The sequence below is a fragment of the Novosphingobium sp. genome (genome assembly GCF_030696665.1).
Classification (GTDB): Bacteria; Pseudomonadota; Alphaproteobacteria; order Sphingomonadales; family Sphingomonadaceae; genus Novosphingobium.
In genome coordinates, this window is record NZ_JAUYRV010000043.1 from 1 (window position 1) to 23427 (window position 23427).

General features: G+C 60.4%; 22 protein-coding genes and 5 pseudogenes. 15 read left to right on the top strand and 12 right to left on the bottom strand.

From position 1 onward, the window contains the following. Positions 1 to 109 precede the first annotated feature (109 nt). The 9 genes and pseudogenes from Q8R81_RS12065 (at position 110) to Q8R81_RS12100 (ending at position 9422) form a co-directional block, all read left to right on the top strand. The gene (locus tag Q8R81_RS12065; RefSeq protein ID WP_305618144.1) at positions 110 to 562 is read left to right on the top strand and encodes a helix-turn-helix transcriptional regulator; all 453 of its coding nucleotides are present in this window, start codon (positions 110 to 112) and stop codon (positions 560 to 562) included. 117 nt (positions 563 to 679) lie between these two features. Next, on the top strand, positions 680 to 1297 hold the full coding sequence (locus tag Q8R81_RS12070; RefSeq protein WP_305618146.1) for an acyl-homoserine-lactone synthase: 618 nt from the start codon (positions 680 to 682) through the stop codon (positions 1295 to 1297). After that, a complete protein-coding gene (locus tag Q8R81_RS12075) occupies positions 1294 to 2160 on the top strand; it encodes a phytanoyl-CoA dioxygenase family protein (protein WP_305618148.1) in 867 nt (288 codons plus the stop codon). Before Q8R81_RS12070 ends, Q8R81_RS12075 begins: the two co-directional genes overlap by 4 nt. Beyond that, the gene (locus Q8R81_RS12080) at positions 2157 to 2786 is read left to right on the top strand and encodes a GntR family transcriptional regulator (protein ID WP_305618150.1); all 630 of its coding nucleotides are present in this window, start codon (positions 2157 to 2159) and stop codon (positions 2784 to 2786) included. The genes Q8R81_RS12075 and Q8R81_RS12080 overlap by 4 nt, the downstream gene beginning before the upstream one ends. A 232-nt stretch (positions 2787 to 3018) precedes the next feature. Then, the gene (locus Q8R81_RS12085; protein WP_305618152.1) at positions 3019 to 3549 is read left to right on the top strand and encodes an RNA polymerase sigma factor; all 531 of its coding nucleotides are present in this window, start codon (positions 3019 to 3021) and stop codon (positions 3547 to 3549) included. Continuing rightward, positions 3546 to 3749 (top strand): annotated as a pseudogene (locus Q8R81_RS18390) (DUF4880 domain-containing protein); the annotation flags it as partial. The gene Q8R81_RS12085 and the pseudogene Q8R81_RS18390, both read left to right, overlap by 4 nt. Positions 3750 to 3836: 87 nt before the next feature. Next, positions 3837 to 4595, top strand: a complete 759-nt coding sequence (locus tag Q8R81_RS12090; RefSeq protein ID WP_305618154.1) for a hypothetical protein — start codon at positions 3837 to 3839, stop codon at positions 4593 to 4595. A 103-nt stretch (positions 4596 to 4698) separates the two neighbouring features. Beyond that, on the top strand, positions 4699 to 7242 hold the full coding sequence (locus Q8R81_RS12095; RefSeq protein WP_305618156.1) for a TonB-dependent receptor: 2544 nt from the start codon (positions 4699 to 4701) through the stop codon (positions 7240 to 7242). A gap of 23 nt (positions 7243 to 7265) precedes the next feature. Then, complete coding sequence (locus Q8R81_RS12100; RefSeq protein WP_305618239.1) at positions 7266 to 9422, top strand: Atxe2 family lasso peptide isopeptidase; 2157 nt, start codon at positions 7266 to 7268, stop codon at positions 9420 to 9422. A gap of 195 nt (positions 9423 to 9617) precedes the next feature. Here Q8R81_RS12100 and Q8R81_RS12105 read toward each other — a convergent pair whose 3' ends face one another. Genes Q8R81_RS12105 through Q8R81_RS12115 form a run of 3 tightly spaced genes read right to left on the bottom strand, consistent with a single transcriptional unit; the run spans position 9618 to position 12184 of the window. Further along, complete coding sequence (locus tag Q8R81_RS12105; RefSeq protein WP_305618158.1) at positions 9618 to 11306, bottom strand: asparagine synthetase B family protein; 1689 nt, start codon at positions 11304 to 11306, stop codon at positions 9618 to 9620. Between the two features lie 50 nt (positions 11307 to 11356). Beyond that, positions 11357 to 11998 (bottom strand): lasso peptide biosynthesis B2 protein, encoded by a 642-nt coding sequence (locus Q8R81_RS12110; RefSeq protein WP_305618160.1) that lies wholly within the window; start codon positions 11996 to 11998, stop codon positions 11357 to 11359. Positions 11999 to 12049: 51 nt separating this feature from the next. After that, positions 12050 to 12184, bottom strand: a complete 135-nt coding sequence (locus tag Q8R81_RS12115) for a benenodin family lasso peptide (protein ID WP_305618162.1) — start codon at positions 12182 to 12184, stop codon at positions 12050 to 12052. A gap of 363 nt (positions 12185 to 12547) precedes the next feature. On the opposite strand from Q8R81_RS12115, the gene Q8R81_RS12120 reads away from it, so the two are divergent. From Q8R81_RS12120 to Q8R81_RS12130, 3 genes and pseudogenes are all read left to right on the top strand, one after another. After that, a complete protein-coding gene (locus Q8R81_RS12120; protein WP_305618164.1) occupies positions 12548 to 13225 on the top strand; it encodes a hypothetical protein in 678 nt (225 codons plus the stop codon). 621 nt (positions 13226 to 13846) lie between these two features. After that, positions 13847 to 14263 (top strand): annotated as a pseudogene (locus Q8R81_RS12125) (lytic transglycosylase domain-containing protein); the annotation flags it as partial. Positions 14264 to 14435: 172 nt separating this feature from the next. Beyond that, positions 14436 to 14573 (top strand): annotated as a pseudogene (locus Q8R81_RS12130) (integrase); the annotation flags it as partial. A gap of 445 nt (positions 14574 to 15018) precedes the next feature. Here the strand turns inward: Q8R81_RS12130 and Q8R81_RS12135 are convergent. The 3 genes from Q8R81_RS12135 to Q8R81_RS12145 all read right to left on the bottom strand — a co-directional run bounded on the left by Q8R81_RS12135 (position 15019) and on the right by Q8R81_RS12145 (position 16520). Then, positions 15019 to 15720: an RES family NAD+ phosphorylase gene (locus Q8R81_RS12135; RefSeq protein WP_305618166.1), complete on the bottom strand. Its 702-nt coding sequence runs from the start codon at positions 15718 to 15720 to the stop codon at positions 15019 to 15021. Next, positions 15707 to 16144 (bottom strand): antitoxin Xre-like helix-turn-helix domain-containing protein, encoded by a 438-nt coding sequence (locus Q8R81_RS12140; RefSeq protein WP_305618168.1) that lies wholly within the window; start codon positions 16142 to 16144, stop codon positions 15707 to 15709. Before Q8R81_RS12140 ends, Q8R81_RS12135 begins: the two co-directional genes overlap by 14 nt. Positions 16145 to 16235: 91 nt before the next feature. Then, positions 16236 to 16520, bottom strand: a complete 285-nt coding sequence (locus Q8R81_RS12145; RefSeq protein ID WP_305618170.1) for a transposase domain-containing protein — start codon at positions 16518 to 16520, stop codon at positions 16236 to 16238. 317 nt (positions 16521 to 16837) lie between these two features. Between Q8R81_RS12145 and Q8R81_RS12150 the strand changes: the two genes are divergently transcribed. Next, positions 16838 to 17620, top strand: a complete 783-nt coding sequence (locus tag Q8R81_RS12150) for a S1/P1 nuclease (protein ID WP_305618172.1) — start codon at positions 16838 to 16840, stop codon at positions 17618 to 17620. 33 nt (positions 17621 to 17653) lie between these two features. Here Q8R81_RS12150 and Q8R81_RS12155 read toward each other — a convergent pair whose 3' ends face one another. The 5 genes and pseudogenes from Q8R81_RS12155 to Q8R81_RS12175 all read right to left on the bottom strand — a co-directional run bounded on the left by Q8R81_RS12155 (position 17654) and on the right by Q8R81_RS12175 (position 20837). Next, on the bottom strand, positions 17654 to 18166 hold the full coding sequence (locus Q8R81_RS12155; RefSeq protein WP_371135364.1) for a hypothetical protein: 513 nt from the start codon (positions 18164 to 18166) through the stop codon (positions 17654 to 17656). Between the two features lie 177 nt (positions 18167 to 18343). Next, positions 18344 to 18457, bottom strand: a pseudogene (locus Q8R81_RS12160) (integrase); the annotation flags it as partial. 93 nt (positions 18458 to 18550) lie between these two features. After that, positions 18551 to 19327, bottom strand: coding sequence for an SDR family NAD(P)-dependent oxidoreductase (locus tag Q8R81_RS12165; protein ID WP_305618176.1), 777 nt, complete (start codon positions 19325 to 19327; stop codon positions 18551 to 18553). Positions 19328 to 19517: 190 nt separating this feature from the next. Next, complete coding sequence (locus Q8R81_RS12170; protein ID WP_371135361.1) at positions 19518 to 20252, bottom strand: class III extradiol ring-cleavage dioxygenase; 735 nt, start codon at positions 20250 to 20252, stop codon at positions 19518 to 19520. A 261-nt stretch (positions 20253 to 20513) separates the two neighbouring features. Beyond that, complete coding sequence (locus tag Q8R81_RS12175) at positions 20514 to 20837, bottom strand: DUF3861 family protein (protein ID WP_305618181.1); 324 nt, start codon at positions 20835 to 20837, stop codon at positions 20514 to 20516. 94 nt (positions 20838 to 20931) lie between these two features. Here Q8R81_RS12175 and Q8R81_RS12180 point away from each other — a divergent pair, with 94 nt between their 5' ends. After that, positions 20932 to 21390 (top strand): MarR family winged helix-turn-helix transcriptional regulator, encoded by a 459-nt coding sequence (locus tag Q8R81_RS12180; RefSeq protein ID WP_305618184.1) that lies wholly within the window; start codon positions 20932 to 20934, stop codon positions 21388 to 21390. 155 nt (positions 21391 to 21545) lie between these two features. Here the strand turns inward: Q8R81_RS12180 and Q8R81_RS12185 are convergent, their stop codons facing one another. Continuing rightward, on the bottom strand, positions 21546 to 22298 hold the full coding sequence (locus Q8R81_RS12185) for an SDR family oxidoreductase (protein WP_305618187.1): 753 nt from the start codon (positions 22296 to 22298) through the stop codon (positions 21546 to 21548). Positions 22299 to 22520: 222 nt separating this feature from the next. Here Q8R81_RS12185 and Q8R81_RS12190 point away from each other — a divergent pair. Then, positions 22521 to 23254, top strand: a pseudogene (locus Q8R81_RS12190) (IS5 family transposase). Positions 23255 to 23427 lie beyond the last annotated feature (173 nt).

Below are 23427 nucleotides of genomic sequence, written 5' to 3' on the forward strand. Positions count from 1 at the left end.
ACAGCGCGGCGAACCTTGAGATAAAGTTCCACTCTCTTCACCCTCCGCCTCCGCGCAAAGGCGAAGGTCTAGCAGGAGTGGCCCCTTTTTAATCCGGTGCTACCGTCCGATGAATGGCCCCTTTTATTGCCGGTGTTCTCAGGTCGGTGTTGCCGACGGCTTTACGGTCCCACGGCATCTGCCGGGCGACGGCAGTGGTTCTTGCTCGTTCGTGGTCGGACCTGGCGTTTCGCTGCCCCGCGACGTTTTGGCGTTGGCCGAGATCCTTGGCGGCCTTGCCATCACTGCGGCTCGAAATCTGGCAGGCCCGAGAGACGGGCCAGCCAAGCCGGTCCTGTCCGAGCGACAGAGACAATGCGTCTTATGGAATGCCCGCGGAATGTCGGCAGAAGATACCGCCATTATCCTCGGGATAAAGGAATCAACGGTCATCAAACACCTGCAAGCTGCCCGTGAACGCTATAATGTCCACAGCAGCCAGGTACTGATCTTGTGCACGCTTTATGACGGGCTGATTTGCCTTGCGGACGTGTTTCGGTGGTGGAACAACCCGCACATGTGACTCGCAGCCCGTCATTTCTGGTCCGTAATTCCGGATTTGCCATTCCAAGATCTTGGAATACCGCTGTGGGCTTGCCCGTGATTTGATGGCCACCTCTCAACTGCACGAGGTGGCCAAATGTCTTTGCAATCCCTGAGCGCTCTTGACGACGAGCATGTCTTTCGAAAAATGTTTGATGCGCGAAAGCGCGTTTTCGTTGATTTGCTGCGCTGGGATCTCCCGGTGCTGGCCGACAAATACGAGCTGGATCGGTACGACAACCCAGAGGCCGACTACTTGATCCTCGTGGATGAATGTGGCGAGCACCGCGCGTCGACCCGTCTGCTGCGGACGGATCGCCCCCATATCCTGAGCGAGCTGTTCCCGGTGCTTTGTCCAGGGCCAATTCCGTCAGGCCCCACGACACGAGAGATCACCCGCTTCTGCCTCGATCCACGTCTCCCCACGCCGCAAAGGCGGGTTGCCCGCAACGAATTGGTGACAGCGCTTGTGCACCATGCGCTCGGCCACGGCATCACGCACTACACAGGCGTTGCGGGACTTGCCTGGTTTCGGCAGGTGAGAACATTCGGGTGGGACTGCCGGGCGCTCGGGAAGGCAGTTGCACATGCAGGCCAGACGCTCGTGGCGCTGCACATCCGGATCGATCACGAGACAACCCAGGGCCTCAAACAGGCAGGATGCTACGCGCAATCTTCACGCATACTCTCAGGTGCGATGGGAGGCTTTGCATGAAAGCCGACCAGACGACCCCGTGGTTCGAGGCGCTGATGCGCGACGGCTTTTGCATCATCCCTGACCTTTTGCCGCAAAGCGTTCTTTGCGGACTGACCAACGATCTGGCAGACGCCTTTGCAAATACACCCTTTGGGCAAGGCCATTTCTACGGCTTTCGCACCAAACGCTTCGGGAGCTTGCTCAAGCGGTCCAGGCACGCTGCGGACCTGGTGATGGAGCCAACCATCCTGGCGCTGGCCGACGCCGTTCTGGGCCCGGCCTGCGACACGATACAGCTCAACGTCGCGCAGGCCATTGCCGTTCATCCAGGCGAGCGCCAGCAATTCCCGCACCGTGACCACGACATGTGGCCTGGTCTAAAAGGCCCGCACGAATACCTGCTGAACGTTATCTGGCCGCTGGACAGGTTTACGCAACACAATGGTGCGACGCGCATCTATCCAGGCTCGCATCGCGTGCTTTCAGCCGATCATTCATGCATGTCCGATCCGGTCTGTGCCGCATGCCCTCCCGGCTCAGCCATTTGCTTCCTGGGCTCCACGCTCCACGGTGCCGGTGCCAATACCTCGCAAGATGTTCGGCGCGCGGTCGTGATCGGCTATAGCCTGGGATGGTTGAAGCCCTACGAGAACCTTTGGCTGGCTTACCCGCCCGCAATCGCGCGCAACTTTCCGCCCGAGCTCGCTGCTTTGGCAGGTTACGCCCAGCATCGGCCAAACCTGGGTAACTTTGAAGGCCAATGTCCGTCGGTGCTGCTGGGTCGCGAAGTGTCTGTCCCGCTGGGCGCAATTGACGCTCTAAGGCCCGACCAAGCGGCCATGATCGCAGCGTTTGCCCACAGCCAGGTGACGCGTCCGTGAGCCCGGCTCACGTACACGAACCGACTTACGCGGCGATAAAGCAACGCTTGCTCGCCGGCGAGTGGCCGCCGGGCAGCAGGTTGGAGAGCGCGCGGATCGCCGATGAGACCGGCGTTAGCATGACCCCGGTCCGCGACAGCCTCAATCGCCTCGTGGGAGAGCGGTTGGTCGACTTGCAGCCGGGGTTCGGGTTTCATGTGCCACACCTTGGCGCACTGGAATTGCGCGAATTGCTTGACCTCAATCTCGCGCTGCTGCGCATGGCGATCCGCAAGGTTAATCGGCCCATCCCGTTGCAAGTTTGTACAGATGCTGCAGATGCTGCAGATGCTGCGCTGAAGACTGCATGGCTGTTTAGCGCAATCGCTCGCAGCTGTGGCAATCAGGCGTTGGAAGATGCGATCGATGCGCTCAATAGCCGCTTGCACGCCTTGCGCAGGACCGAACACAAAGTCTTGTCAGACACCGGCTCGGAATTGCAGTTTCTCGAGGATACCTGCAAACTACGCAAGCTGCGTGAACTTGAGCCGGCCTTGCGGCATTATCACACCCGGCGCAGCCGCGCTGCACCCCAGCTGCTGGCCGTGTTCGAACACACTGCGACAGACCGCCGGCCAGGCGCGTAAAGTTCGATGCTCCAGACTCTTGTCAAGGTCCTGCAATCAGGGCATATTTGGGCAAGGCAGCGCTGTTGCTGGCGTCAGCTGCCCGGAATCATTTCCGCCAGGCATCAAACACGCAGGTCCCTGGCGGACATGCGGTTGGTCATGCACAAGTGCACGATCGGCATAGCCCTGATTCCGATGCGCGCCGGTGTGATTGCCGGTCGTCCCGGATTGTGCCCGCCTCGGTGCCGACGTGTCCTCTTCCCGATATCGGCAGGTTCTCAAGCCCGCGAGCGATGGTCTTTTCGACAAAGTCTACCGCAAAGAGCAACCACGGTTGAAGCGCTACTTCGACTGGAAAGCCGGCCCGGAGGTGTCGCAGGATCTCGTGCAGGATGTCTTTGCCCGAGCTTTGTCCGGCGATCAGCGTGACCAGCTTGAAAATCCAACAGGTTATCTGTGGCGGATCGCGCAAAACCTGCTGGTTGACACGGTCCGAAAACGCAAGCGGCAACCGGCAGAGGTCGAATTCGATGAAGCGCAGCATTGGCAACCTGCCCCTGACCAGACCGCAACACTTGAAGCAGCACAGCTACAGCGTCGCTATGAGAAGGCTTTGACCGCCATGCCGACAAGAACGCGGGAGGTATTTCTGATGCACCGCTTTGATGAGCGCACGTACAAGGAGATTGCACGCGCGCTCGGCATCACATGTGCGGGGGTCGAATATCACATGTCCAAAGCGCTTATCCATCTGGCCGGGCAGCTCGGCGTCGAACGATGAGCGGCCAGCGGGGGAGCGGGCAGCGGGGGAGCGGGCAGGGGGGGAGCGGCCAGGGCGGAGGGCAAGGGCAAGAGCCTGCCGATGCTGCCGAGCAGGCCGCGCAGTGGTTTGCCACGATGCGCGGACCCCAAGCGGGCGCAAGAACGCCACAGTTCGAGGCTTGGCTCAATCAGGGGGCGCACAATCGCGAGGCGTTCGCCCGCATCTGCAAGATTTTTGATGATAGCCTCGTCCTGCGCTCGTCAGCACACTATGGGCCCTTGCGCCAGCGCAGATCATTGAGGGACATGCGCCAAGTGTTGGTGTCCGGAGCGATTGCTGCGTGTCTGGCGCTCGCCGTTTTCGTGGGGCTGGTGCCTGCTTCCATGCTGCCGTGGTCGAGCACGCCCACGGGGCAGACGCATATGCTGCTTGAGACGGCACCGCGCACGATGCGCACATTTGCGCTGCCCGGCGGCGGCGCAGTCACGCTCGATCGGGCAAGCAAGGTCATTGTCGGGTCGCGTGATGGAACCTCGACGATCAAACTGGTAATGGGTCGGATGCAATTGAACGCGCTGGACAGCGCACAGACCTACACGATAGCGGCCGGAGCGAACACCATAACGGCGCGAGCTGCGTTGATGGATGTAACTCTTGCCGTGCATCAAGCACCGCGCGTTCGCCTTTACATCGGTGAGGCCGAAGTTCAGCCTCTGCTCCAAAATGCAGCCTATCGTATCCAAGGCCAGCGCCTGCCGGTTGGACGTCCCTTGCGCTTGCTGCATGGACGGATCGGCAACGCGGGGCCAAGCTTTGTTACCAACGAGAAGGATTGGCCGTCGGGGTGGGGTCAGTATCGCGCCATTGCGATCTCCCGGCTCGTCAGCATCGCCAATAGCTATGCAGAAAAACCCATCGTCATCGATGATCCCGCGATTGGCACCATGTCGGTGTCAGGGCGCTTCCGCTTTACCGATACATCTGCCCTTGCGGCTAACCTTGCGACTGTATTTGGCTTCCAGGTCACCGAGAGGCCTGACGGACTGCACTTGCGCCAGAATTGAAATATATTTTCAAACGTAACTAAGGTCCGGTCTTCGCTCAGCGTCAATCCCCTTATCCACCGCACCACCAAATGCGTGCGGAACACGAATGAGGGATTGAACCATGACGTCCACGACTCGCCTTCTCGCTGCCCTGCTCGGTGGCGCTGCAATGCTGCCGCCGCATGCCGCCGTCGCGCAAGACGCGCGCATCACTTTCGATCTTGCCGAGCAGGATCTGGGTAGCGCGTTAATGGCCGTGGCCGCAAAAGCCGGGTGGCAGATTTACGCACCCACCGAAGCTGTCGCGGGCTTTCGTGTTCCTGCATTGCGCGGTATGATGACCGTGGAGCAGGCTGTCGGCACGCTGCTCGTCGGCACCGGACTCTCGGCAAGCTTTTCCAACCGTACAATCCTTATTCGGCCAGCCCGGAATGGGTTGTTGCAACCCGCTGGTGAAACGCCAATCGTGGTCACCGGCTCCCTGATCCGCGGCGCCGACGTCGCAGCGCCTGTGATCAAACTATCGCGTGACCTGATCGTGGCGGCAGGTCAGATCGACACCGGCGAAGCTGTACGGGCTTTGCCGCAAAACTTCAGTGGCGGACAGAACCCGGGCGTCGGGACTGGCGCGGGCCTGATCAACACCAATGTCAATTCTGCCGCGAGCGCAAACTTGCGTGGGCTTGGTCCTGACGCAACGCTCACCTTGCTAAATGGTCACCGGCTTCCCTATGATTCTGCTTTTGGCGGGGTCGACATCTCGGCCATTCCTGTCGCGGCGCTGGAGCGCATCGAGGTCGTTCCCGATGGCGCATCGGCGCTGTATGGTTCGGACGCCGTAGCAGGCGTGGTCAATGTCATCTTGCGCCGCGACTATTCGGGTCTGGCGACATCGGCGCAGGTCGGAGCAGCCAGCGATGGCGGCTATTTTCGCCAGCAAGCCGACGCTGTAGCAGGCACGCGCTGGTCGGGTGGCGGGGCGATGCTGGCCTATGACTTTGCACACAATGCACAGCTTGCAGCCGGTCAGCGCAGTTACACCCGGTCACTTGATCCCCAGGCCTCGCTTTATCCCGCGCAGACTCGCCATGCCGGGATTGCTAGCGTGCATCAGGCGCTCGGCGAGAGGTGGGCGTTCAATGTCGATGCGCTTTTGTCGCGCCGTACTTCCACAACGATCGGAGGTACTGCGGCGGCCCGCTATGTTTTTGCGCCGCGCGTCTCGACCTTTTCGGTTGCCCCGGAACTGAGTTTTGATGCCGGGGGTGCCTGGACGGTAAAGCTGTTGGGTGCCTATGGCAACGACCGGACCCGGTACAGTACCTCCTTTGCGCCTGCCGGAGGAACTGCCAGCGTCACTTCTGGGTGTTATTGCAATGACGCTGCCTCTGCCGAGTTCATTGCCAGCGGGCCGATGTTCGCACTCTCGGGCGGATCTGCCCAGCTGGCAGTGGGCGGCGGCTATCGGGACAATGGCATGAAATTCAGCCGTATTGTCAATGGCACTACGCAGCAGACGTTCGATGTTTCACGCCACAGCTACTTTGCCTTTGGGGAAGTCTACCTGCCGTTTGTCGGCCCGCACTCAGACATCCCTGGCGTCAAGCGCCTGATCCTTACCGGCGCACTACGCTATGAGGATTATCCCGGCATGGCGCGGCTTGCAACGCCACGACTTGGCCTGATCTATGCACCTGCAACCGACTTGACGCTCAAGGCCTCGTGGGCGCGCTCTTTCAAGGCGCCGACGCTCTACCAGCAATATGTCGGGTATCAGGCCTACCTGTTGCCGGCCGCAGCCTTCGGTGCAGGGTCCGTTGGCCAGACGGTCATGTATACCAGCGGGGGCAATCCCGATCTCAAACCCGAGCGGGCGCGCAGCTGGACCGCTGGCTTTGTCCTGAAGCCTGCGGGCATCCCGGGGTTGTCGCTTGAGGGCAGCTACTTCAACATCCGCTATCGCGACAGGGTCGTGCAGCCTATCGCCGGCTCGATCGCCGCTGCATTCACCGATCCAGGATACGCCTCGCTGATCGACCGCGATCCGTCCGCGAGCCTGCTGGCCGACCTCGTGGCCGCTGCCCAGCTTGGCCTGCAGAACTTTTCGGGGCTGCCTTACAATCCCGCCAATGTCGTCGCGCTGGTTGATAACCGCAATCTCAATGTCGCGATCCAGCACATCCAGGGATTGGATGCGGCGCTAAGCTGGCGCCGTGAGCTTGGCGCAGAGCGGTCCATCTCCTTCAATCTTGCCGGCGCATGGCTCGACAGCGGACAGCAGGTGAGCGAAGACCTGCCGCAGACCAGCTTGTCGGGCACGCTATTCAATCCGCCTGAGATCCGCGCGCGCGCCAGCGTCAGCTATCGGTCGCAGCAGTTTACGGGGTCTGCTTTCCTCAACTACAGCGGCGCGCTGTCGGATCGCCGTTTTGCCTTGCCTGCACGCATCGCGCCGCAGGCCACGCTCGATCTTGCTCTGCGCTACACAGCGCTCCACGCCAGCGCTGAGGAACCCGGCCTTGCCTTGTCTGTGGTCGTCAACAATGCGTTGAACAAGCAGCCACAGGCAATTCGAACGACTGGGCCAACCGATACGCCTTACGACTCGACAAACTATTCGCCGATCGGACGGTTTGTCGCCGTCGGGATTTCGAGGCGCTGGTAATGGGCACGGCTCTGATTGTGCTGATGGCACAAGCAGCGCTGCCGTTGGCGACGCCTGCAATCCCTGCAAGCCCTGCAAGCCCTACAACCCCGGCAACGCTCGCGGGCCTCGACTCTTGCGCCGATCTGGATGGGCTTGACAGCCAGCGCAAATCGCGTGCTGACTTGCATATCGGTGCGCTTGATCTGGCGACAATCGCTGACATTGGCCGCTCAGATCCTTACGAATCCCCAAGTCCGTTCGGTCTATCGCCCGATGGCAGGCAGATCGCCTTCGTCGTCCGACGCGCCGACCCGCATACCAATACGTTTTGCCAGAAGCTCATGGTCATGCCGGTAGACGCGCAGCGCGCGCTACCGCGCGTACTCGATCGCGGCGGCGCATTTATCCGCGACACCTTCCAACTCCGCAATTTCCCCGCGATTGCAGCAGGCTATGCCCGGGTAATTACCCCCAAGTGGTCTCCTGATGGCAGGACAATTGCGTTTCTCAAGCGGGTAAATGAGCAAACACAAGTGTGGGGGGTCCAGACCATTGGAAAAGCTGCCGCAAGGCCACTGACTGCGCTGCCGGAGGATGTCGATGACTTTGCCTGGACGCCAGACGGCGCGCGCATCGTTACTGCAAGCCGGCCGGCGCTTGGCAAGGCAAGTGCACGAATTGCCGAGGAAGCACGTTCCGGGTTTGTGTTTGATGACCGCTTCTCGCCGCAATTCTCTGACCGGCCGCTGCCAACCGGTCCCATGCCAGTCGTTTACAGAGTGTCCAAGCTCGACGGGGCAATACGTGACGCAACCGCCCAGGAGGTGGCATTGGTAACGCGCAGCAATGCGGACGCTGGCAAGCTGGCCATACCTGCAGGAGCAATGGGCTTCACTTTGTCCAGCGCAGGCGCTGCGGCATGGATTGAGAGCACAGCTCCAGCGCGGCTCATTGCCCCGACAAAGCTGGTCATGCGCATGCCAGGCGGATCGGTGCTGACGTGCAGCACGGCCACTTGCGATGGGGCAAGGCACTTGTGGTGGTCGGCTGACGGACGCGTGCTCTATACCCTCCAGAAGACCGGATGGGGCCAGAGCCAGACGGCAGTTCTGCGTTGGCAAATCGGAGCGTCGAAGCCTGAGCTGGTTCTGGTGACGCAGGACGCGCTTATCGGCTGCGCCTTGCAAGCCTTGCACCTGGTCTGTGCAAGGGAAGGGGCCACGCAGCCGCGCCGCCTTGTCTCGATTGATCTGGTCACCGGCCATGAACGGACGATCTTTGATCCCAATCCGGCGTGGGGGTCGTTCCATCACGCAACGGTGCAGCGGTTGCGGTTTCGCAATGCCTATGGTGTCCAGAGCTATGCTGACCTTGTTACGCCGCCGGGCCACAAGTCCGGCGAGAAGCATCCGCTTGTTGTCGTGCAGTATGGCAGCGACGGTTTCCTGCGCGGCGGTACCGGCGACGAAGTGCCTGTTGCGGTGCTCGCCGCAAACGGATTTGCGGTGCTGAGTTTTGCCAGACCCGATTTCCCGGCGTGGGTCATGGAAGCTACCAGCGAACGGGACTTAAGAACACGCAACAGAACCGATTGGCTTGACCGAAGAAGCGTGCAGTCCTCCCTCGAAATGGCGGTAGCCCGTGCGATTGCGACCGGCACAGTCGATGCACAGCGGATGGGCATCAGCGGTTTCAGCGACGGGACGTCGACCACGCAATGGGCCTTGATCAACTCTGCGTTGTTCAAGGTTGCAAGTCTGGGCGCTTGTTGTGAGGATATAATGTCTTATCCTCTGGCAGCAGGGCCTTTTTTCGAGCGGTTCGGACGCGACATGGGCTACCGCTTTTTCGAGGAGGATGCGCCTGCTTTCTGGAAGCCGATGTCCTTGGTCCTCAATGCGGACAAAGTCGATGTTCCCATCCTGATCCAGACCGGCGACAGCGAATACGAAGCAGGATTAGATGTGGTATCGGCATTTCGCAAGCGGGGTAAAGCCGTAGAGCTCATCGTGCTTGATAACGAGCCGCATTTCAAATGGCAGCCGGCGCATCGCCTTGCGATCTACGCGCGCGCGGTCGACTGGTTCAGGTTCTGGTTGCTGGCCAAGATGGATTGCTCCCCTGCAAAGCAGGTTCAATACGAAAGATGGAAGGCAATGCGTGGCGCGCCGGATCCGACAGTTTTGCGATGTGATTGAGCACAAGGCGCGACAGCCGTTACCAGCGCGCTAGTGGTCCGATTCTGACATTCGGTACCCTATGAGGTTAGGCGGCGTTCGAATGTCAGAATCTTTTCGGACCACTAGAAGTTTTTGATTCTAGTGGATTTCACAATTTTGACATTTGCAGACCCATCCCAACCGCCAGGGGATGCAAATGTCAAAACCAATCCACTAGCGCCAGGATCGGACCCAGGCTTCTGCTTCGGTCAGGTCAAGCAGGCGATAGAGTGTTGCATCGTCAGTCTCCACGCCAGCCTTTCCTGGAGAAAGCGCCAGATCGACCGCGTGCCTGTCGAGAATACCGTTACGCATCAACAGTCCGTCCATGAGCATATCGCGGATCAGCGCGTGATTAGCGGCAAAGACCATGTGCATCAGACTGTCGGGGCCTGCCTTGGAAATACGCCGGGTCACCGCAGCGGGGAGGACATCGGCAAAAGCTGCCCGCGCAAGCGCCCGATTTATCCCGCCCATGCACCAGATCCAGGTTGGAACCGAAAGACAGAATTCGAGCAGGGGCTGGCTCATCAGCGGGGAGAACTGCGCGAAGGCAGGAGAGGGACCGGCACCATGAAGATGATTTTGCGTGGCCAGAAGCAGTGCGAGATGATCGACTTTGCCGGGATGCTTGCGCGGCACCTGGTCGCGCCAGTCGCGCAAGGTTTCCGGGATCGCAGATTGGCCCTGTTGACCGCTGAGCAGGCGAGAATCAGCAGGCTGAAGCGCAAATGCCGTGCCACGAGCCCAGCGGCGCCCAAATGCGCGCGCCATCTGCGGCACTGTGGTTTCGGTCACCCGGCACATGTCCACAAGCGTAGACCAGGTGCCCCGGCTCAAGCCGTCACAGAACCAGCGATCGAGCACAGGCGCCGCGCTGTGCAAATAGCAGAACAGATTGTCCCCGCCGTTGCCATCGAACACGATGTCCGCACCGAGCGCACGGCGTGCTTCAAAGCCCACACGCCGGGTTTCGTGCATGAAGGCCTTGCCACAAGGTCGCGGACCTCGCGCCGACACGGCCAGGCCGAGATTGATGTTCTGTGGGGCGTATTGCCCTTCAAAAAGCGGAACGCCGAGGTGTTGCGCCAAGACTCTGACATGCGCGCGCTCGTCGCCGCTGGGATCGGAAGTCGCAACAGTCATCAGCGCGAAGTCCCGCCCGGCATCTGCAAGAGCGGCTGCGATCAGTGAGGAATCCACCCCGCCAGATGCCGCCACTACCACGCGGGACGACAGCGCGCTCCAAGCGCCCAGGACGTGCGTGGCAATCTCGCGCAACTGCACAGACAGCGCCTCAAAGCTGAACGTCCCGCCGTCAGGCATAAAGCTCGCTGGCACCCAGATCGGACGTGCAGCAGTGCGTGGATCGCCGAGCCTGACGAGATAACCGGGTGACAGTTCGCAAATACCAGACAGACAGGTTCTGGCAGGTCGCAGGCCCGGGTGCTGGAGATGGTGAAAGAGGTCCTCCCAGGATATCTCTGGCTGCCGGCAGCCGCTTTGCCCGATCAAACCAGGATCGCTGGTGCACACAACATCTTGCTCGTCGGTCGTTACATATACGGGCAGGAGGCCAGAGGGATCGGGCAGTACCTGTATCGCGTCCAGGTCGTTGAACAAGGCGACGTAAGTGCCCCAGCACTCGCGCACCAGCCAGGTCGCCAGGTCCGTGATGTCCTGATGGGCCAGATCCTGCGGCAAGTGCCTGATGCGCAAGCCAGTGCTGCGAGCAAAGACATAGCCGATGACTACACCCAAGGGGCCGAGATCGATGCGGTGGTCGCTGTCACCGAGCCATAAAGTAGACGACAGTTGCGCACTTGAGGACCTGAGCCCGGCGACCGCCTTGACCTGCACCATCGGCCCTGACGGCGATGGCCAAGGCTTGCGCAATGCAAAACGTATTGGTGTCACAGGACCAGGATCGGCGTATAGCGATCCGCCTCTTGCGCACTTTCATTAAGCGTGAAGGACCCGGACTGGACCCAGCAATGCGCGGCAAATGGGCGCAGCTTGACGCCGATTATCACTTCTGTGCGATACCCGGCATTTCCGAGCATATGTGCAAGAGCGATGGACCGAGGCAGGCAGCGATCGACTGCGCTACGGACCAGACGGCCCTGTGCGAATGCCGCAACGATCTGCAAGGCAGGTTTCTGTGCCAAAATTGGCTCGAGCACACCGGCGTGGAGCTGGTTGTGCAGTTGGCCGAGCACCCTGAACAACCCTTGTGATCGCACTCGCCGTTCAATTGTTCGCTGGGAGACGATTGCCCGGACCAGATTGAGCGGGCTAACGCTGACGTGAGAGAGGTCTGGGCTGCGCCGTTCCGCATTGGACAAGTGCGGCATCGTCACCCGTGCGCCATCGGCAAACCGGTCAAGGCCCGCCGCTCTCAGGACTTTGCCCCCGGCCGCTGTGCCCGCAAGCGCAGAAACGAAAGCGGCATTTCTGTCGGATGGAAGGCGGAAGTAGCGATCACCGGCAATGTCGAGGAATATCGCGGTGTCACCAATCACGCAGAAGGCGAGGGACGGCAGGGGGGCTGTCATGCGGGGTCGGCCATAGGGCGCATGCCAAACCTGACATGCGCCCCGCTGCCTTCACTCAGCGGCAATGCCTGGCAGGAAGCGGAGATTGCCGCCGCTCACGTCGAGTTCGACGATCGCCTGACCCCGGGTGGTGGTTGAGGCCTCGCCCAGGTCGATCACGGTTTCCTCACAGGTGTCTTCGGTCATGGTCATCATCCTCGTTTGCTGATTGCGCGACTCCATTGTCGCGGTGCCAAGGATGTGGTGACGCTGGGCTGCCAGCCACTTTATAATAGCTTTATTTTAAAGGGTTTTCACGATGGGATCTATGACCGGGTCATGGAATGCGCGTTGGGGCACATACCACAGCCTTTAGCCTTGCGGCCTGGACATGCGCGGCGGCGACCCGGTCATGCCCACTTGCCGTTTGCCGCTGACAGACTGCGCAAAGCAAGGCCGTTCAATCGCACAAGCTAATCACCATTTGTCATAAATGACAATATTTCAGAGCGTTAAAGTTCCTTCACAATCGTGCATCACTTGCCGCTTGGTGCTTGGCCACTGTCTGCCATGCCGACCGACCTCGACCATTTTGGCACGAACACGCCGCGCGAGCGCGAGCTCCGACTTGTCTTGGCGGAATTCGAGGCCAGCTTCGCGTTCGCCGGCAGGAATGGAAATTGCACGGCCATATCCTCGAGGTGCTGGTTCAAGGATCCTGCGCGCGGTGGATGGCTTGATGAGCCGCATGAAGACAAAGTCTACAAGGCGCTCCAGGACCGGCTGATCGTTGTCAACGACGCGCAGGTGACGGCGCGGGTCAGGTATGGGTCACAACGCGAGGAACGCCTGATGCGCGAGTACGGCGTTACCGCACCGCTCACCGCTCCGGTGAACTTCATTGTGCGCACGCTGGGAGACGTGAAACAGGGTCACGCCCAAAGTCACGCCCAAAGTCACGTACACGGTCGCGTAAAGGGTTGCTTACAGGGTCGCGTACAGGGTCGTTATTGCTTCATCGACGTCGCCTGCGACGGCATCGCGCTCTACCAAAACGCTGGCGAGGAACTGGACCAGCCCCGACCGAAGACACTGCCGGATGGCTTGTCAATGGCGCTGGGCCTGTCAAAGGTGCAGGCCTTGTCCAAGGCGCAGGCCTATTTTGCGCAGTGGATGCCTCGTGCCCAGCCAAAGCAGGAGTTAGCCACGATCGCTTTGGATAAGGAATACCCTAAGGATGCCGGTTAAAGGATGCGGCGTTCCTGGATCATCAGATTGCCGGAGAGCCTGTAGCATTACGCTTTGCTCACAGGTGACGGTCTACCTCGGACGTCCGCCATCTGGGTTGCCAGCGCACGCAAGCCGAGCGGTTGGACCGGCGTGTCGTCCATGCCAGGCCTGGCGTCAATCGCCAGCAACGTACGAAGGTCAGGAAGCTGCAGGAAGCATGTGTCACAGCGCGCTGTGCAAAGCACTAGCGGATCATTGCACGAGAATTGGCCTGTATCGCGCCAAAGGTCAGGGAAGCGGGCCACGCAGTCCATGCCATCTGCATTGAGCGGCGTGCGGGATTGCAGGTCAGGGCAATACCGGAGACAGCGACGAAGCGAGAAGATCATCGCCAGGATTTGACACAGCGGCCGCGATCGCGTTTGATCGCTTGCGCGCAGTCCCGACAGTCCAGTACGCCCCGTTTGGAGGCGTTTGATGTCTCGCGTTTTTCTTATAGTGCTGCTGCTTTTGCCATTTCCTGCTGGGTCATTTGCGCGCGAAGCAGAAGTCTCAAACTTTGCACGACCGGCAAGCACTCCAAAAACAGGCGCGCTCCGCAGCGATTCAAGCCACGAGACCGCAGACATCCTAGCTGCGATGCGCTGGTACTTTCACACCACTCGAGCCCCCGCAACCCGCGACGCAAACCACAAGAATATCCTACCACCCTGTCCTTCCGCGCAATATGTGCCTGCGCCTTGGCTTGCACTTGCGGCGGAACGACGACGCCTGCGGTATCATGCGGCTATTGAGCAGGTCGCATGTGAAGTTGGCTTGCCAGCACATCTACTGGACGCGCTCGTTGGGCAGGAATCGGCATACCACGCAACAGCTCTCAGCAAGTCTGGAGCGGCAGGGCTTACGCAGCTAATGCCAGCCACGGCACGAAGGCTGGGCGTTACACAGCCGTTTGATCCTTGGCATAATCTTCGGGGAGGGGCGCGCTATCTGCGCCAGCAGATTGATCGCTTCAAACGGGTTGATCTGGCCTTGGCAGCTTACAACGCTGGTCCGGAGAGAAAGTCTTTGGCGCGCGGCAGGATTCCAGCAATCCGTGAGACCCAAGACTATGTTCGCTCTGTTATCGAACGCTGGGAAAAACTTGCAAAGGGCGGGTCGGTCGGCGCTGCATTACACAGGAAGCAAAATCGCACTCTGTTGCAGTGTGCAGGTTGCCTCCCGCATTGCCGGGGTGATCTACAGAGCATCAGGAAATCTTCGTGCGGCGCCAATTTTCCTCGGGCGCACCAGGATTGAGAACGCCGTGCCCTACCTTGGCGTGGATGTTGAAGATGCGTTGGTGCTGGCCGAGCGCACCGAGATCTGGCGGCCGCGGCGGCTATCGGGCATGATCCGCTTGCCGCTACAGGGAGGCCGCTACAGGGGGGGCGCTGTAGGGGGGCCGCTGTAGGGGAGCGCTGAATTGATCAGGTTCGACCGCAAATGGGTGGGGAGCGGACTGTTCGGTTCGCCGTCAGAATGTCGTAAACGCAGCGGGAGAAACCTTTCGAGCCGCACTCGTCCAAATCAATCCCCGTGGCTCTGGCGCGGCGAGTTGCCTGCTGAAGACCTTGGCGGAGAAACGGACAGGCTGGAGCAGATTGCTAATGGTCCGATTCTGACATTCGCGACCACCGACCATAGGCCCTGCTCGAATGTCGGAATCTTAACGGACCACTAAAAACCCGTGATTCTTATGAATCTAGCAATTTTGACATTTGCAGACCAATCCCCGCCGCCAAGGGATGCACATGTCAAAATCATGTCCACTAGATCGGCTCCCAGGTATAATCCGGCGTGCCCGACCAGATCAGGCGAACCATGGCACCTTGCACCACCGACTGCACGGCGTTGGGCCAGAGTGCAGCGATACAGGTGCCGCCTGCGTGGCGGACCGATGGGTAGATGATGCCATTGTGGCCCTCGACGCGTGCCTGCGCGGCAAGAACATTTCCAGCGGCATAGCCGGTCGCAGGGTCAGCATCGAGCGCGGGATGACCCGCTGCCTCGCGCAGGTCGACGAATACGCCCGCCATACTCGCCAGCATTTCGCCATATTCGACAACCGCGTTGAATTCTCCTGCATCCCCAAGCGCTTTGGTCAGGTGATGTCCAACTTCGGCGATGCAGGTTTCAACTGCCAGCGCCGAATACCATGCGCCGCGGTCCGCAGGGTTGAAGCGCATGGGTTCACGCGGTTTGGCATAGGCGAAGCTGGCGTTGATGAAGCGGGCATGTGGCACGCCATGAACGAGTTCTTCGGGGCTGAGAGCGCCAAGTCCGCGTTCCTCGGCAACTAACCGCCCGCTGGTCGCGCCTTCGATCTCGGCGAGCAGCGCCAACTCGTCCGGATCGTCGGCCAGCGGCGTGAGCACAGCTTCGCGCAGCCGAGCGCTGGCAACCAGCCTGATGGTGTAGAGGAAAGCCTCACGCGCCAGCGGCAGCGGGGACTGCGGCTCAGAGCCCGCCACGCAGCGCGTCGATATACTGCCGGGTCTCGAGCATCCGGGGAATGCCGCCGTCGATCATCGCCTCGAGCGGCGACATTGCGCCGAACACCGGCGCCCGGTTGGGCAGGCGCGGCCAGCGGTCGGCCATCCCGTCGGCGAAGAGCAAGTGCAGGCCCTTGAACACGCCGATCAAGGCCGAGGCACGGGTCAACTGGTCCTGGCTCAATGCGCCGTCCCATTTGCCGGCCTTGATCCGGTCCCACGTGCTCTCGGACACGCCGAGCAGCGCGGCACCCTCGGCATTGCTGCCACCCCAGGCATCGACGAGCCGCAACACGGCCTTGACGGCCGCGCCGGTCAGTCGCTTGCGGTCCTTGTCGCCCGAAAAGGTCTGCAGGCCCACAGCTGCCGGGGCCGCTTGCTGCCGAATTGTGGCGATCGCCATATTCGTTTCTCCTGACGCGACCATACGCACCATATGGTGCGTATGTCAAGGTTGAACGGATAGCGGTCAGCGCCTGCAATCATAGGCGATCCTATGGGAGATTAGCCGCTTTTGGCAGCCAGTGGCCGATCAGCGATTGCTCGCCAGCCGTCCGTTTCCAGGGCATGAGCTCGTCCCGGCGTGAGGCCGACCATCCACTGGCAAGCTTCGCCAGGACGTCGGCGATGCGAGTCTGCGGCTCGATGCCGTTGGACTTTTCCGCCTCGACGAGCGAGTTGATCGCGGCTTGATGGATGGTCGTGTACAGGGAGCTGGATTTGTGGCTTTGTGGCGCAGCTGCTAACGTGAAACTACGCCACCAGTCCATCTTTTGCATTTCCGCTTCCCACCCATCTTCGGTCGCGCCGGGCCAACCAAGGTCTTGCCCAAAGCCGACCTTGGGCTTTGGGCCTTTGCCAGCCAGAACCTGTCAGCAAGAACCGGCCATTCAGCAACCGGCCCGGTTGCGGCCGCAGTTATAGCCTAGGCTTGCCTTGGCCGCAGGTCAGGTTCTGGCGAAGAACCTGCCGCTCTATCCTTGGCGCGTGAACGGCGCGTTTGGCCCAGACCAAGTCGGCCGGCGTCAAGGCGCTTTGCGCTGCACATAACGATCGAAGCTGACAAAGCCCGGCAAAGACAGTATCGTGCGTGTCGATGAAAAAAGCCTTTTCGACCATCACTGTCGCTCTCGTCGTCGCAAATGCGCCAGCGCTGGCCTGGGGCTCTAACGGTCATCGCATTACAGGTGCCATAGCCGACCAGAACCTGAGCGGTGTTGCGCGAGCCAATGTGCGCTTGTTGCTATCGAACGAAGACTTGGCCGAAGCCTCGACATGGCCTGATGAAATGAAATCGGACCCGGCCACGTACTGGCAAAAGGAGGCCAGCGCCTGGCATTACATCACGGTCAAGGACGGCAATGCCTATAAGCCAGCCGATGCGCCTGCCCAAGGTGACGCCATCACTGCACTCCAGAGCTTCACCAAGACGCTCAAGAATCCAGACGCCCCTCCAACCGATCGCCGCCTCGCCCTTCGCTTCATCGTCCATATCATTGGCGACCTGCATCAACCGCTGCACGCAGGCGGGGGCACAGATCGAGGTGGCAACGATGTCAAGGTCACATGGTTTGGCAAGCCGACAAACCTGCATTCGGTGTGGGATTCCGCTATGATAGAGCAACGCTCGCTGTCATATTCAGAACATGCGGACTGGCTGTCGCGTTCGATAACGCCGGAACAGATCATTGCCTGGAACACAGCCGATCCGGCAATCTGGACCACCGAAAGCATTGCCTTGCGTAAGACCATTTACCCGCAGAACCCTGAACTGTCGTGGGACTACGCCTATCAACATCACCACGCGGTTGACCTTCGGCTCAAGCAAGCCGGGGTTCGGATTGCGGCCTACCTCAACAAGGTTTTCGAAAAAAAATGACCGCAGGGCAAGCGCGCAGCCGAAAACTCTAGCTCAAACCACCACACAAAAGTGCGTAGCCTCATCTTTGCTGGGCGCTTCGTTGAAATCGGCCAGTTCGGGGATGCGCCCGAACGCGATCTTGCCGCCGACGTAGCCGCCAGGAATGTCCTCACAAACGCCCCATGATGCCGATGATGGGCCATGTTTTGAACGGATGGCGTCCAATGCGTCGCTTAGCCTTTCGCGCCTTTGTTGGCGCAAAAGAACCGCAGCGCGCTGATCATTCAGGCCGGGCTGGTTCAACAGGTCCTCCTGCGCCGGCGCAGCATCAAGCAGACCGTCCAGCATGACGGCAACCGAACGCGGCTTGAAGCCGACTTCCCGCCGATCGTGGACAATCGCTGCTGCCAGTTGCTCCAGCCTCGATGCATCGTCGCGCATCGCTTCAAATTGCACTTCTGCGCTCCAGCGTTGATGGTCTGATCGGCGCGCAGTGTCCGTGCGAAAACCACCACCGCGCACACTCAGGGTGAGTTGCGTGGCTTTGAGATCGGTGCGACCTATCCGGCGCGCTGCTTAGCGGCTCGCACGAAACGCAGCCGAAGCGGACACCGAATTGGCGAGACCATAGGCGTCGGGTTATGGCGTTGGCGCTGCCCTTCATTTTGTCGATCTGGATAGGCAGGATTGTCCCAGGCCCGTCAAAAATTGGCCCCCCGCAAGTAGCGGGGAGCCAACGGTTCAGGTCTCAGTGTTCTCGGCAAGAGCTAGCGCGTCTTCCACATCGATCCCTAGATGGCGGACCGCATTCTCGATCTTGCCATGACCGAGCAAAATCCGGACGGCGCGCAAGCTGCAGAGCGATAGGGATAGCGCTACAATGCACGATTGCGGCACCGCTCCCGATGGCGAGCAGGGCCGCAGCCTCGTGGCATTCGGTGGGTTCTCCTACAGCGTGTCGATTACGCCACCATCGACGCGGACAGATGCGCCGGTCGTGGCAGACGCCTGCGGCGATGCAAGATAGACGACCATGCTTGCCACTTCTTCGACGGTCGCGGCTCGGCGGATGATTGAGCTCGGACGGTGGGTCGTCACAAAGTCGGATGCGATTTCAGCCATCGAGCGGTCTCCGACGGCAAGTTCCTTTTCGAACATCGCAGCCATCCCGTCAGATAGCGTCGGGCCGGGCAACACCGAGTTCACAGTCACTCCGGTCCCTGCCATTCGCTTGGCAAGGCCTCTGGCGAGCGCGACATCGGCAGCTTTGGTCACGCCATAATGGATCATTTCAACCGGAATGTTGAATGACGATTCGGATCCAAGCATCACGAACCGTCCCCAGCCTTGCGCCTCCATGCCGGGAAGATAGCTGCGCGCGAGCCGCACCCCGGCCATTACGTTAACCTGCCAATGCCGGTCCCACTCCACATCGTCGGTATAAAAAAAGTCCATGGGCTGGAAAATGCCAAGATTGCTGACGACGATGTCCGCTGCCGGCTCGGCGGCGATCAGGACGGCGTGACCATCGCTCGTGCCGAGATCGGCTGCAACGCCGCGTGTGTGCCCGCCCAGACGAACGACCGCAGCGTTGACCTTGGCTTCAGTGCGTCCGTTGACCACCACGGTGGCTCCCGCTTCCGCCAGTCCTTTGGCTATCGCGAATCCGATGCCCTCGGTCGAGCCGGTGACGATGGCAATTTTGCCGGTGAGGTCGATGTTCATGGATCAGTTTCCTATTGATGTTGTGAATGTCAGGCGCGTTATCCCGTTGGTGGGGAGCAGCACGTCAAGCCCGAGAACCGGGGGATGTATTTGGTGAACCACTTGTCCCTAAGGCTGCCAACGACGAGGCGGCGCCAGATCGTCAGTTGCACAAGCGATGGCGGTAAGCATTGTCCGTTCCCCGGCAGGATCAGTCGAACCGAAAGCCAGAAATGGCAGTTTCGAGGACAGTCTGCGAATAAACACGTTCGCCCGGCACATCGCTTGCTCCTGCAGCCACCATCAGCGGTAAAAGGTGCTCCTCCTTGGGATGCGATAGGCGTGCTGCAGGCGCCACCTCCCAATTGGCCAGGAGTCGAGCGCGTTCGGCGCCGTCCTGCAGGACGACGTTGGACAGCCAGCCATCGAACGCTTCTGATGGAGCGGTAAAGCGGGGATCGCCATAGCCCTGCATATTGTGAAAGCTCATGCCAGACCCGAGGATCAGTACGCCCTCGTCGCGAAGTTGCGCCAACCCGCGACCCGCCGCCACGTGCAAAGCCGGGTCGAGACTGCGATCGACCGACATTTCTATCACCGGAATGTCCGCCTCCGGCAGTGCGACCTTTAGCGGGATGAACACGCCATGGTCCAGGCCGCGGGTCGCGTCGACTGCCGCCTGAAGCCCTGCATTCCGAAGCAGCAATGCCGCACGCGCGGCCACCTCAGGCGAGCCAGGAGCGTCGAACCGGAGATCGTAAGTATGTGGCGGAAAGCCGTAATAGTCGTAGATCAGTGGCGGTCGCTCGGCGCCGGTGAAGGCAAAGCCCTTGGTCTCCCAATGGCCGGATACGACCAGCACGGCCCGCGGTCGCTCCGGCAGGAGTGCCAGAAGCGTGCGAAGGAACGCCTCCATGCCGGCCCAGACGCCGCGAGGGTCGTCCATGAAGAAGCAGGGGCCGCCCCCATGGGGAATAAAGAAAGCGGGTTGCCGCAAAGGTCGTCCTTTCAAATCACGATATGAGCGTTCTGACGGCACGGGATAGTCAGCCATTGGATCGACGCAGTACACACTCAAGGTTAAACGCGGCGGATGGTCAGGTGACAGGGACGAAGGGTCGTGTGATCGCGTCCCAACATTTGCCGCCGAGCCTCCAAAGGCGGCAGCGCGCGCCTGCGGGCGACACCTGCGCTGGTAGACTACAGGTCACGATTGGCAGTATTGCGTACGCCAATATGCAGGGGCGCGTGGCCCCAAGGCCTTCAACCGCTTCACGAAGTCGCTCATCGGCGACCACAGTTCCGCAAAAAGCGCATTCTTGCGATGGCGGATCAGTACTTCAAGAAAGAGCTTGAGGCCAAAGACGAATTCCGCAGCCTCGGCAGGCGGCACGGCCGCGTTGGCTTCGATCCTGCTCAGGATCGCAAAGAGATCGTCGTGGTTCACAATTTCAAACGTGAGCGGCGCGACGCCGGTCCGCGTGCCCGATCCATCATTCGGTTGAATTGTGATCGTGTAGTGTGAAGGCATAAGGATATCCAGTCTGGTGCTGGTCGGTGGACGCTATCAACTGATATATGGAGGCTAGGTTGCTATTGTCAACTGATGCCATTAGAACGAGGGTATGACCGAAGCATCGATCGACCTTCTGAGTGAACTCTCGCACCGTTTCCAACAACGACTTCGCGATGGAGTGTATGCAGCAGATGTTGAACTGACGCCCTTTGAGGCGCGCGCGCTGGCGACGATCGCGCGAATGCCTGGTGCGAACCAGCAGGTTGTCGCAGCACGGATGGGATGCGACAAGGCACAGCTGACGCGTGCGATTAAGGTTCTCGAGGCACGGTCGCTGATCACACGCGAAGCCAGCGTGGAAAACTGGCGTGCGTTGGATCTGAAGTTGACCGCTGGCGGCGCTGCCATCTTCGCACGGCTTCAGGCGCACCGCGCGGCCGTTACGCAGGACTGTTTTGCGAACGTCACCGCAGCCGAGCGCGAACATCTGTCGGCAATTCTGACGAAAGTGATCGACGGCCTGACCGCGCGGCCTGCTGCTGCATCCCACGCAACCGCACAGGAATGATGATGACTGAGCGCCCAAGGATCGGTGTGCTGGCCGGCAACTGCCAGCTACAGGGCGTGACTCACAAGGTTACCAAGGCGGTCTAGGTCGCGTGGACAAATTCTCAAGGTTGGACGAATGCGGCATTTCGCTTTTCGTACGCGACACCTGCATGGTCAAATCTTCACCGCCGCGTTTCCACCATCGGCCCACAAGGCTGAACCTGTGACGAAGCTCGACATATCGCTGGCCAAGAAGAGCGCTGCCTGTGCGATCTCCTCAGGTTCAGCGATCCGCTTCATGGCGTGAAGGCCAGCAGCCCATTGGCGTTGTTCCGTATTGCCGGCCATCTCGGTCGCTGTCCCCCCAGGCAGAAGTGCGTTGGCCCGAATTCCCGTTGCGCCATAATCTGCCGTTATCCCTCGTACCAGACCCATGAGGCCAGCTTTCGCCGCGCCGTATGCGCCCATTCCGGGCAAACCGGCACTGGTGCCGACGAAGCTACCGGTAAAGATCAGCGTTCCCGCGCCACGCGCCTGCATCGCCGGAAGCTGCGCCTGCACGCCCAGAAATGCAGCTGTCAGATTTGTCGCCAACACGTCCGACCATTGCTGAGGTTCCATCTCCGCGAGCGGCAACATGGCACCGACTGTCCCGGCATTATTGAACGCGATATCTAGGCCGCCAAAGGCGGATTGGGCGGCGGTCACTGCTTCACGATGTGTGCGCTCGTCCGTGACATCGCCTGCGACAGCCATTGCCTGCCCGCCAGCTTCGACGATTTCATCGACCAATTTATGCAGGCGATCCTGTCGACGAGCAACAAGAACGACGGCGGCTCCGTTTGCGGCAAACAATGTTGCTGCCGCCCGGCCTATTCCTGAACTCGCCCCGGTAATTATGGCAACCTTGCCCTCTATCAGCCTCATTCTGCAACTCCATCTGTTGAAGTAGAGTCTTTAGGGATAGCTGTGGGCCGGGGCTTCCCGTTTCCTGCTTTCAAACTGGTAACCGGGTGTCACCCCGCTTCTCAGTTCTTGCAGATGCCGATAGGTTGACATGACCTTGAGGGGTTGATTCAAGGCTGCCTTTTGGGGGCAGGTTTGAGCCGGGGTGAGCTAACTGAAGCAGAATGGCGCGTTCTGAAGGGCTTGCTGCCAATCCAGCCTGAGAACCGTGGTCGAGGCAGACCGCCTGAGCAGAACCGCTCAATCATCAACGGCATACTTTGGCGGCTCCGTTGCGGCTCACCATGGCGTGATGTGCCACCCAAATATGGCAGTTGGAACACCATCTATCGGCGGTTCCGCCGATGGAGCGAAGCCGGGGTCTGGGAGGCCGTGGCCGTAACTCTGGCCGAGATCATGGCGGACACTGGCCACTACAGCATCGACAGCACCACCGTCCGCGCCCATGTCTCGGCAGCGGGCGGAAAAGGGGGGCTCATCGACGAGCTCTTGGCCGCTCGCGGGGCGGGTTCACCAGTAAACTTCACTGTCTGGCTGATGCCCTCGGAAGACCGCTAGCATTCCATCTGACGGTCGGCGAGGCAGCAGACTGCAAAGTCTATACCCCCTTGATCGGCCTGCCAGAGCGCAGGCCGAATGCCTTGCTTGCCGATAAAGGCTATGATGCTGACGCCATCCGCGCCGACCTTGCCGAACGGAATATCGAGGCGGTTATTCCTGGCCGGTCAAACCGCCGTGTGAAAATCGAATATCACCGTGCGCTCTATAAGCAGCGCAATCGCATCGAGCGCATGTTCGGACAGCTCAAGATCAACCGCGCCATCGCCACCCGATACGATCAGCTAGCCAACAGCTTCCTCGGCATGGCCTATCTCGCCACCGCTAGATACTGGCTCAAATTTGTCCACGCCGCCTAGCAATTGCCGGCTGATCGGCGCGTCCTCGAATTTCTTTCGATCGGTGAGCCGGACGATGTCGGCGAGGCGATCGCTGGCCTTCCTTTCGGGCGGGTGCCGCTGGGTCAACGCACAGAACTTCGAGGTGGCCGCCGACCAGGGTGCAAACTCGTAAAGCGCAGAGAAATCTTTAG